At 71.4% G+C, this 2,266-nt stretch carries 2 protein-coding genes; one reads left to right on the top strand and one right to left on the bottom strand.

The window, feature by feature from the left end; translation table 11 throughout:
* Nucleotides 1-88 precede the first annotated feature (88 nt).
* Nucleotides 89-700: a DUF11 domain-containing protein gene (locus JAO81_RS35935; protein WP_199552193.1), complete on the bottom strand. Its 612-nt coding sequence runs from the start codon at nt 698-700 to the stop codon at nt 89-91.
* Between the two features lie 292 nt (nt 701-992).
* Between JAO81_RS35935 and JAO81_RS35930 the strand changes: the two genes are divergently transcribed.
* The gene (locus tag JAO81_RS35930; RefSeq protein ID WP_199552192.1) at nt 993-2,195 is read left to right on the top strand and encodes a DUF4241 domain-containing protein; all 1,203 of its coding nucleotides are present in this window, start codon (nt 993-995) and stop codon (nt 2,193-2,195) included.
* Nucleotides 2,196-2,266: the final 71 nt, after the last annotated feature.

Below are 2,266 nucleotides of genomic sequence, written 5' to 3'. Positions count from 1 at the left end.
AAGGGCCTGCCGGGGGGGGGGGTTTGGCCTTCCGGCGGGGGGGGGCCCCCGGCCGGGCCCGGGGTCCCCTCCGTTCGCCGGGGTGTGATCAGGCGATGCGCGTGCGGACCGTGGCCGTGTTGTTGGTGGTGACGGACTCCGGCGTCGGGGTGGTGGCGACGGCTTCGAACCGGACGTTGCCGCCGCCGTAGGACGGGCCTCGGCCGGCGATCTGCAGCGTCACGCTCCGGCCGGGCTCGAGCGGGCCGGTGGTGACCACGACCCGGCCGTCGACCAGCTGCGCGTCGGCGCTGCCGGCGCTGATGCGGTGGGCGCGGTACTCGATGCCGTTGGGCAGATCGGCGGTCGCGCGGACCTGCTGTGCCGTGGCACTGCCGGAGTTGGTGATCTCCACCGTCCACAACTGCTCCTGGTTGTGGTCGATACGGGCCGGTCCGGACGCGGTGACGCGCACATCGGCCAGCCGCTTCTCGGCGGGGACGCCGCCGCCCCAGGGCTTGCCGTAGTCCTGGTGGTACGTGTCGGTCCAGTTGTCGGCGTAACCGCCACCGTAGTTGTTCACCCAGGCGTCGCCGTAGCCGCCGCCGTATCCCGCGGACGCGGGTGCCGCGGTCGCCAGGGAGCCGCCGGCGACGGCAGCGGTGACGAACAGGGCGGCGACGCCGCGGCGGCGCGGGATGCGGATCGGCTTGGAGAACATGAGAAGACGGCCTCTCGGAGGTCGGTAACGGGAGAAATGAGGGCGCCACCCACGAACCACTCCGGGACGGCACGGATAAGCCTGGCCTAAACCCCCGGCCCGCCCCCCACCCCAAAGGTCCTTGATCAAGCCCTTCTTGGCCCCGTACGGCCCGACCCCCGCCTCGGCCGAAAGGACGATTTGCCGCGCCTTCGTGCGCCGTCGGCAACCCCAGGTTGCCGATCTCCCACAGTCCGCGTGTCAGACCCCACTGGCAGACTGGCGGCACGACGACGGGGGGAGATGCGCGGCTGTGATCTTCGACAGTCTTGAGGTGTCGTACGGCGAACTGTGGGGTCCCGTGCGGGGGATGACCCACCCGGAACCGGTCTCCCGAGCGGTCGCGGTGCGCAGACACGCAGTCGGGAAGGACTACGCGGTACTGCTGTCCGTGCGGGAGCGACCGCTGGCCCTGCTCGAGTCCTGGCCGCGCCGGATGTGGCGGGTGTATCTGTTCGACGACAGGTCCTGGCGCATGCGGATGATCGACCTCAAGCCGCACAGCACGGGGATGTTGCTGGCTCGCTGGAACACCCGATGGGAGTTCTCCGACGAGCAGGCGTACGCGTCCAAGAAGTGGGCGGTCCAGGAGACCACGACCGTCTCGGACGACGGGCAGGTCGAGGTGAAGACCGAGTTCGCCGGGCCGAGGGGAGCATCGACGCAGCCACCGCAGGCTCCACCGGCCGGCCCGTCGAGCGTCCCCGTGCGGCGGTTCTCGGCGCCTGTCGAAAGCTTCCTCTGCCCCGTACCGGAATTCGGCGACTGGCAGGTGTTCCTTCCGCTCCTCGCCCAGGCGGGCCACGAGCCCGCCACGACCGTGGTCCTGAGCGACGTGCCGGTGGCCGAGGGATCGGGGCCGCTGCGCGCCACCGGAATCGAGCGGCTGTTCCGTCCGGGTGCGTGCGACGCTCCGGAGGGGCCGGCCGTCGTCGAGCACGTCGACGCCGGCCTGCTGCGGATCACGTCAGGGCAGCTGGCGGTCTCGGACCCCGGCTGGCTCGGAGACCCGCGAACCGTCGCAGTGCCGCCGGGCGAGTTCCCGGTCACGCTGTCGCTCCTGCGCACGACACGCGGGGCCACTGTCGCCGCGGCCAGGGTGACGTTCCTGGACACCCCGCCTCACGAGTGGGACATGCTCCTCCGACCCGACGAGGACCTGGGTCTGCTCGGCGAGGGCCAGTTCTACGGGGTGGGCGTGGATACCGGCACAGCGGCTTTCCTGGACGCGACGCGGACGGTGAGCGAAGACCAGCTGGACGAGGACGTGTTCATCCCCCTCGACGGTCGCTTCACCGTGGAACTGCCCGGCACGGGGCCCGAGCCGAACCTCATCGCCTTCCGTGCCGGCCAGGGCGACGGGTCCTACCCCGTCTGGCTCGGCCGCACCGAGGACGGGCAAGTGGGTTGCGTCGTCGTCGACTTCCAGCTCCTGCCCGCCGGCGGGGAGGAATAGGCAGCCGCCGACCAACGGCGCGAGGCTGCTCCCCGTACGACGAAGGGCTCGGCACACCTCGTGTGCCGAGC

Source organism: Streptomyces sp. N35, assembly GCF_016464295.1.
Taxonomy (GTDB): domain Bacteria; phylum Actinomycetota; class Actinomycetes; order Streptomycetales; family Streptomycetaceae; genus Streptomyces.
The sequence above is the reverse complement of the archived record's forward strand: the minus strand, read 5'-3'. Positions and strand labels throughout refer to the sequence as shown.

Bases quoted from the DNA above. Each gene is read 5' to 3' on its own strand.
- JAO81_RS35935 (WP_199552193.1), bottom strand. From the start codon at position 700: ATGTTCTCCAAGCCGATCCGCATCCCGCGCCGCCGCGGCGTCGCCGCC.